We start from the raw sequence: 7,611 nt of genomic DNA on the forward strand, positions 1-7,611 counted from the left end.
CGCAGCTTTGGGCGTCACTGTAGAAAAAACCGCGCCGCCGGTGCACCCCGGCGTGGGCATGAGGTCATCACGATTCGTGATGACCTATCGCGCGTGTGCCGGGCCAGCGCTTCTGCGCCAGCAGTGCCTGGACGGTGTCGCGCACGACGATGCGCGTGGCCAGCGCGGCGGGCGAGAGCTCGTCGTCTGACAGGCTGCACAGCAGATTGGCCCGGCCCACCTGGGGATCGTCGATGTGCACCAGCTCGAAGCGCTGCGCGGCGTCGGGGAAGCGGCCCACCGCCGCGTGCGGCTGCAGGGTCACGCCCAGGCCGGCGTCCACCGCGGCCATGAGCATGGACAGCGAATCCACCTCCAGCACCACGCGCGGCACGAGTTTGGCGCGGGCGAAGGCAGCGTCGAGCGCGCTGCGCAGGCCGTGCGAACCGGTGGGCAGGATCAGCGGTTCGTCGCCCAGCTCGGCCAGGGTCATGGCCGCCGGGCGCGCCGGACCCGAGCCGCGTGGGGCGATGAGGAACAGGTCTTCCGAGAACAGCGGTTGCACCTGCCACAGGCGGCTGCCCGAGGCGTCGGGGTTGGACTGGCCGTCGAACAGCACCGCCAGGTCAAGCTCGCGCGCGTTGAGCAGGCTGGCGAGGTGGCCCGACATGCTCTCCACCATGTGCAGGCGCACGTCCGGGTAGCGCTCGCGCATGGCCTGCATGAGCGGCAGGCCGAGCATGGCCGAGGTAGTGGGCGCTAACCCCACACTCACCGTGCCCGAGAGGCGGGCTTGCTGTGCGGCGCGCACCGCCTGGGCGGCGTGGCGCAACGTGAGCTGGGCTTCGCGGAAGAAAGCCGCCCCGGCTTCGGTGGGTACGACGCCGCGCGGCGTGCGCTGCAACAGGCGGGTGCTGAGCTCGCTTTCCAGGCGGCTGATCTGCTGGCTCAGGGCCGACTGCACCATGTCCAGGTCGAGCGCGGCGCGCCCCATGGAGCCCAGTTCCACGACGCGGACGAAGGTGCGCAGTTGTCGCAATTCCACAGTGCCTTTTCTCCGGTGTTTCCCATCACAGTCCGTGATGCCCCGGATGATCGCACGTCATACCTGAACCGGAGATCTGCTGGTCCAGCTCAGCCGCTCTCGCGGGGGCCCGATGAATGCCGTTGTCCTTGATCGTGCTGAGCTCAAGGCACAGCGTGTCATAGCGGGCCTGTCGTTTCACTTCAGCGCGCCCTGACCCGCTCCCCCGCGACCTTTCGCACCAGTTGCCACGCCACCTCCGCCACGGGCGACAGCGTGCGGTTGGCGCGTCGCACCAGGGCAATGCTGCGGTCGATGCGCGGCAGCAGCGGGCGCATGACGAGATCCTGAAGACCTGCCGGCGGCAGCGCCAGCAGGGGCACCACCGAGATGCCCAGACCGGCTTCGACCATGCGGAAGATCGTGGTGACGTGGCCCACCTCTTGCGCCACAGAAGCCTGCACGCCATGCAGCCTCAGCGCATCGTCGATCAGCCGGCGGCTGCCCGAGGCGTGGTCCAGCAGCACCAGCGGCTCGGCGTTGAGATCGCTCCACTTCGCACTGCGGCGCCGCGCCAGACGGTGCGCCGGTGGGCAGACCAGGCAGAACGGCTCGGACAGGATGTCTTCGACATGCAGACCGTCGCGCGGCGCGGGGTCGATCAGCACACCGAAGTCCACCTCGCCCGACAACACGCCGGCCAGCGCATCGTGCTGGATGCGGTCCAGCAACAGCAGTTCCAGCCCGGGGTGTTCGTCCCGGCAGCGCGCAATGCATTCGGGCAACAGGTTCGCCGACAGCGTCGGGCTGCTGGCCACGCGCACCCGGCCGTGGCGCTGCGTGGCCTGGCCGCGCGCGTCCAGCAGCACGGCATCCAGATCGTCCAGCACGCGCCCCAGTTCGACCGCCAGACCGCGGCCCACGTCGGTCAGCACCACCTCGCGCGTGGTGCGGTCCAGCAGCTTCAGATCGAGCTGCTGTTCCAGCTCGGTCACGCAGCGGCTCACGGCCGGTTGCGACAGACCGATCTGTTCGCCCGCCCGCGTGAAGCTGCCCTGCGCGGCGACCGCCTGGAATACGCGCAATTGGCGCAAGCTCACATTCATATCAAGTTCGCATCAATGGATCAGACAAATTCATTTTACGCAGGACCTGGTGTGCGGTTCAATGGCAGTCCTCCGATGCCTTCGCGCCCCGCGCACAACCCTGCCATGGCCCGCTCCCGACTGTTACCCGACAACTTCACGCTCTACCTCGTGGCCACCGTCACGCTGGCCAGCCTGTTCCCGGCCCAAGGGCTGGCGGCCGACATCCTGAGCGTGGCCACAAAGGTGGTGGTGAGCCTGCTGTTCTTCCTGCACGGCGCGAAGCTGTCGCGCGCGGCGATCTGGTCGGGCATCGCGCATTGGCGGCTGCAGTTGCTGGTGGTGATCAGCACCTTCGCGCTGTTCCCCTTGATCGGCTGGGCGCTGGCGCCAGTGCTGCGGCCACTGGTCACGGCCGATCTCTACATGGGCGTGCTCTACCTGTGCGCGCTGCCGGCCACGGTGCAATCGGCGATCGCGTTCACCTCGATGGCGCGCGGCAACATGCCCGCCTCGGTCTGCAGCGCCTCGGCCTCCACCCTGCTGGGCGTGGTGCTCACGCCGCTGGTGCTGGGTCTGCTGCTCACCCAAAGCACCGCACTGGGCGACCCGGTGCAGGCCATGGGCCGCATCAGCGTGCAGCTGCTGCTGCCCTTCATCGTCGGGCATTTGATGCGACCCTGGATCTCGGGCTTTCTGCAGCGCCGTGCGTCCATCATGAAAGTGGTGGACCAGGGTTCGATCCTGATGGTGGTGTACGCCGCGTTCAGCCACGCGGTGATCGCCGGCCTGTGGACGCAGCTACCGGTGGTGGCGTTGTTGGGCCTGCTGGCGGTGTGCGCCGTGATCCTGGCGCTGGTGCTCGCGGTCACGGTCTGGGGCAGCCGCGCGTTGGGGTTCTCCAAGGAAGACGAGATCGCCATCGTCTTCGCCGGCTCGACCAAGAGCCTGATCGCCGGTGTACCCATGGCCAACGTGCTGTTCAGCGCCTCAGTGGCCGGCGCGATTGTGCTGCCGCTGATGGTGTTCCACCAGATGCAGCTGATGGTGTGCGCGGTGATGGCGCAGCGTTATGCGCGGCGACCGCAGGGCGAGGCGGAGGCGGCCCTGGAAGGCGCGTCGCCCGCGCTCAGGCGTTGAGCCCCAGCATCTTCAAAGCTTGTTGCTTTCGGTGATCGCATTGACATGCTTCATGACCGTCACCATGCTGGGTTTCGGCTTGGCCAGTTCCGCGAAAATCTGGTCTCGGCTGGTCAATGCCGTCTCCATGTTGTGCACCTGTTTCTGCGCCGCGTACTCGATCGTGTTGAGCAGCTTCTTCGCGCTCATCGGCTTGGCGGTCAGGTCCGGCGCATTCTGGTAGCGCGTGTCGGCAAAGCCGCTCTGTTGTGTGCCGAGCTTCCAGAAAGTGCCGTGCTCTCCGATACCTTTGCCTTGCAATGCCGTCAACTTGTCACTGTAGATTTGCGCGGTGATTTTCATGGCGTAAGTCCCTTCGATGACGAGAAGCCGGGTTGTTCTGGTGGCAGGCGGCGCAATCCTGGGCACCCGCTATGCGTTGCACAGCAGCGCTGAGCGCCCCGTGAGGTGAACGGGGCGGGGTATTCCCCATACAGACCCTGAGTAACAGGGCGAGGCCTGCGGTTCCCTCAGGTGGACGGTCAAAAAAAACCGCCCACCCCCGAAGCCGGGGCGTGGGCGGTTGAGACGGTGTCGAACCGTGGACCTGTTTGCTGCGCCTTGGCGTTGCCGTCGCGGACCACGCCCGCCTGCCACTCAGGCGGTGAGATCGGCGACGTGGTCCAGCGCATAGCGGCGCAGGTTGCGCGGGGCCTGGCCGGTGAGTTGCTGCACGTGGTCGGTGACGGCCGCGGTCCAGCCCTCGCGCACCGGGTGGAAGATGGACGCGAGGAAGCTCGCGTAGTCGTTCGGCACACCGGCACCGGTCAGCATGGCGATGAAGCTGTCGTCATCGGTGGCCTGGTACACGATGGGTTTGCCGGTCACCTCGCTCAGCAACGCGGCCGCGTCGGCATAGCCCACGGCCTCGGGGCCGGTGAGGTTGAAGGCTTTGCCGTCGAAGCGCTCGGTGGTGAGCGCAGCGGCGGCGCTGGCCGCGATGTCGCGCGCGTCGATGAAGCTGGTCTTGCCTTGCGCGGCGGGCACGGCGATCACGCCATGGTCCACGCCCGCCTTCCAGTAGGTGTGGAAGTTGTCGGCGAACCAGTTGGGCCGCAGGATCACGAAAGGCACGCCGGCGCGCTCGATCGCGAGTTCGATCTGGCGGTACGGAATCGAGTCGTCCGCGTCCACGCCGAACACGCTCTGGAACACGATCTTGATCTTGCGCGCGATCAAGGCATCCACCACGGGCATGAGCAAGGCCCGCGCCTGTACGTTGCCGGCGGGCAGCATCACATAGGCGCGGTCCACGCCCTCGAACGCGGCGGCGTGCGTGGCGGGGTTGGCGATGTCGAACACAACGCCTTCGGCCCCGTCGACCGCCGCACCCGAGCGGCTCGCGGCCTTCACCGCTTCGCCCCGCGCGCGCAGAGCCTTCAACAGCGGACGGCCCACATTGCCGCCCGCACCCAACACGAGAATCTTTCCGGACATCTTGAACTCCTGGTTAGTATCAAATGGAAACCAGGTATAGTTTTTCACTGCTTCTCCGGTTTGCATAGAGCGCACTTTCGCGACACCAGGTTTCCCGCAGGAAACCGACCCAGGAACCCCGCACGATGAAAACGCCTGCCCACCCCTACGACGTCTACGAAGCCCTCTGCCCCACGCGCCTGGTGCTGGAATGCCTGGCGGACAAATGGGCGCTGCTGATCCTCGATCGGCTTGGTTCCGGGCCGGTGCGCTTCAACAACCTCAAGCGCGACATCCGGCATGTGACGCAGAAGGTGCTGACGCAGACGCTGCGCAAGCTCGAGCGTGACGGTCTCGTGTCGCGCCAGGTGTTCGCCACCACGCCGGTGACGGTGGAATACGCGCTGACACCGCTGGGCGGCACGCTCACCAAGCCGGTGTCTGCCTTGGCGCATTGGGCCGAGCGCCACATGGACGCGGTGCTCGCCGCGCAGGCCGCCTACGACGCGACGGCGCAGCAGGCCGCGGCGCCGGTGCCTGGGCTGCACCTTGCGCGCGATCGCAAGGCGGCACGGGTCGGCGCGCGCGCCGCCTGAACGCGGGTGCGCGGCCTTTGACCACGCTGGGCCAGATGGTTTATCCGCTCGACAGCGGCACAGGCGATGTCTCCGCGTGTGCCACCACGGTGTGCAGCAGGCGCTCCAGCAGGGCGTCTCGCGTGGCGCGGTGCGCGGCTTCGTTCCACAGGTTGCGCTGCTCCAGCGCATCGTCCTCCAGGTCATAGAGTTCGCACAACGCGGCGTCGGTGCAGTACGTCACCCGCCACTTCGACAGCACCAGGGTGCGCAGCCGGAAGGGCGCTGGCCGGCCAAACAGCAGCCGAGCGGACTCGCTCTCCACCAGCACGCCCCGGTCGGTTTCGCGCTGCCCCGACAAGAGCGGCAACACGCTCTCGCCCTGGAGCCCGCTGTAGCGTTCGCAGCCCGTGTGCTCAAGAATGCTGCTGGCGACGTCCAGTGAGCTGCACACCTGGTGCACATCGGCCAGCGGTGTCGGGTTCGATGGGTCTGACCAGATGAAGGGCACGCGCGTCAAACCGTTGAAGTGCATCGGACCTTTGAGGAAGACGCCGTGGTCGCCCATCAGATCGCCATGGTCGCTGGTGAACACCACCGTGGTGGTGTCCGCCAGACCATTTTCCCGCAGACTCTCCAGCACCCGGGCGATGGCAGCGTCCATGTTGCTGACCATGCCGTAGGTGAGCGCAATCGCCTCACGCGCCTCACGCTCGGAGGGCGCGAACGGATGGTGGTTGCTGGCCAGCTTGGCCCCGTGCGCACTGACCTGTCGGACGTACTGCAACGCCGGGTGTGGGTTGTCGCCGTGGAACGATGCGGGCAGAGGAATGTCATCCACGCCGTACATGTCCCAGTACTTCCCCGGTGGCGTGAAGGGGTGGTGCGGGTCGGGGAACGAGCACACCAGGAAGAAAGGTTTCTGGTCATCGACTGGCGCGCTCGCCTGCGCTGCCAGCCAGGCGCTGGTTCGCTCGGCGATGTAGGCGCAGGAATGCAGTTCTTCGGGCAGGCGCGTGCGCCATGCATCGCGAACGGTGTAGCGCTCGTCCGGCCAGGCATGCGCCGGGCCACACCACCGGGCCGCCGCGGGGTCTTTCGCACGGAGCCATGCGGCGTAGTCGCCTCCGACCTGATCGCCGTGGTACAGCGTGAGCTCGGTGTGCGAGAACCCGTAGTAGGGCCCGGTGATGGGGCGGCCGCCCGCCGTGTTTTCCCAGGTCTCGATCTCTTCGAGCCGGTAGGCCTCTGGCCAACCGGGAAAACCGCGGGCTTCCTTGCGCGGTGTTTGCTGCGCTTCGGCAAACATGCCATAGGGCTGGAAGTGGGCCTTCCCGATCAGGGCGGTGTTGTACCCATTCGTGGCCAACGCCTCTGCCAGCGTGCGCTCGGCGCAGGAAAGGGGAATGCCATTGCGCCGCACGCCGTGCACCGACGGCAGACGCCCCGTGAAGAGCGTCGCCCGGTTGGGCATGCAGAGCGGACTCGCGGTGTGGAAGCGCTGGAACCGGGTGCCTGCCGCGGCGATCGAGTCGATGGCCGGCGTGCGCACGATGCCATTGCCGTAACAACCCAGGTGGTCCGCCCGCAGCTGATCGGCCAGGACCAGCAGGACATGGGGTCGGGCGTTGCGATGGACCGTCATTCCGCCGTGATGCCCGCGGCCTTGATCAGGCGAGCATACTTGTCGCGGTCTGCTTCGATGCGCCGAGCGAACACCGCCGTGGCCTGGCCCCCGGCCTGGTAGTCGTTGGCGCGCATGAAAGCTTTCACGTCGTCCAGCTGCATGACCTTCGCGATGTCGCCCTGGACCTTCGAGACCACCTTGTCCGCCAGGTCTGGGGCGGCGAACAGCCCCACCCAGGTTTCGGCTTCGTAGCCCTTCAACCCGGCGGCTTCTTCCAGCGTGGGCACATCGGGCATCACGGTCGATCGGTGCAGCGAGGTGACGGCCACCGCCTTCAGGCGTCCCTCCTCCAGTTGCGCACGCATCGGTGGCAGGCCAATGCTGATCACATCGATCTCGCCGCTCATCAACGCCAGCAGGGCCGGCGCATTGCCCCGATAAGGCACGTAGGTGATGCTCGCCTTGGCCTGTGCCTTCAAAAGCTCCATGCTGAGCCGCTGGCCCGATCCCGCGCTGGCCGATCCATAGTTCAGCACGCCCGGCGCCTTGTGCGCCGCGGCGAGCACCTCCTTGACCGAGGTGAATTTCTCGGGCCGCACCACCACATAGAAGCCGGTGTAGAACAGGTCGGTGACGGGCTTCAGATCCTTGCGGGCGTCGTAGCCCAGCTTCGGCATGAGGGCGGCATTGGTCGCCGCGAGCCCCATGTCGCCGACCAGAAAGCTG

At 67.0% G+C, this 7,611-nt stretch carries 8 protein-coding genes; 2 read left to right on the forward strand and 6 right to left on the reverse strand.

All coding sequences use genetic code 11. From position 1 onward, the window contains the following. Nucleotides 1-67 precede the first annotated feature (67 nt). Both FFS09_RS20725 and FFS09_RS20730 read right to left on the reverse strand, forming a co-directional pair. The gene (locus tag FFS09_RS20725; protein ID WP_137920801.1) at nucleotides 68-1,024 is read right to left on the reverse strand and encodes a LysR family transcriptional regulator; all 957 of its coding nucleotides are present in this window, start codon (nucleotides 1,022-1,024) and stop codon (nucleotides 68-70) included. A 182-nt stretch (nucleotides 1,025-1,206) separates the two neighbouring features. Beyond that, nucleotides 1,207-2,109, reverse strand: coding sequence for a LysR family transcriptional regulator (locus FFS09_RS20730; RefSeq protein WP_137920802.1), 903 nt, complete (start codon nucleotides 2,107-2,109; stop codon nucleotides 1,207-1,209). Between the two features lie 105 nt (nucleotides 2,110-2,214). On the opposite strand from FFS09_RS20730, the gene FFS09_RS20735 reads away from it, so the two are divergent. After that, entirely contained in the window at nucleotides 2,215-3,228 is a 1,014-nt protein-coding gene (locus tag FFS09_RS20735) for a bile acid:sodium symporter family protein (RefSeq protein ID WP_137920803.1), read from the forward strand. Nucleotides 3,229-3,240: 12 nt separating this feature from the next. On the opposite strand, the gene FFS09_RS20740 is transcribed toward FFS09_RS20735, so the two are convergent. Further along, the gene (locus FFS09_RS20740) at nucleotides 3,241-3,570 is read right to left on the reverse strand and encodes a hypothetical protein (RefSeq protein WP_137920804.1); all 330 of its coding nucleotides are present in this window, start codon (nucleotides 3,568-3,570) and stop codon (nucleotides 3,241-3,243) included. Nucleotides 3,571-3,864: 294 nt separating this feature from the next. Beyond that, a complete protein-coding gene (locus FFS09_RS20745; protein ID WP_137920805.1) occupies nucleotides 3,865-4,704 on the reverse strand; it encodes an SDR family oxidoreductase in 840 nt (279 codons plus the stop codon). Between the two features lie 125 nt (nucleotides 4,705-4,829). On the opposite strand from FFS09_RS20745, the gene FFS09_RS20750 reads away from it, so the two are divergent. After that, complete coding sequence (locus FFS09_RS20750) at nucleotides 4,830-5,279, forward strand: winged helix-turn-helix transcriptional regulator (RefSeq protein ID WP_137920806.1); 450 nt, start codon at nucleotides 4,830-4,832, stop codon at nucleotides 5,277-5,279. 40 nt (nucleotides 5,280-5,319) lie between these two features. On the opposite strand, the gene FFS09_RS20755 is transcribed toward FFS09_RS20750, so the two are convergent. Further along, on the reverse strand, nucleotides 5,320-6,903 hold the full coding sequence (locus FFS09_RS20755; RefSeq protein WP_137920807.1) for a sulfatase family protein: 1,584 nt from the start codon (nucleotides 6,901-6,903) through the stop codon (nucleotides 5,320-5,322). Then, nucleotides 6,900-7,611, reverse strand: a 712-nt coding sequence (locus FFS09_RS20760) for a Bug family tripartite tricarboxylate transporter substrate binding protein (RefSeq protein WP_171020117.1), incomplete at its 5' end; no start/stop codon positions are given. The genes FFS09_RS20755 and FFS09_RS20760, both read right to left, overlap by 4 nt.

This window comes from Hydrogenophaga sp. 2FB (assembly GCF_005503365.1).
Classification (GTDB): Bacteria; Pseudomonadota; Gammaproteobacteria; order Burkholderiales; family Burkholderiaceae_C; genus Hydrogenophaga.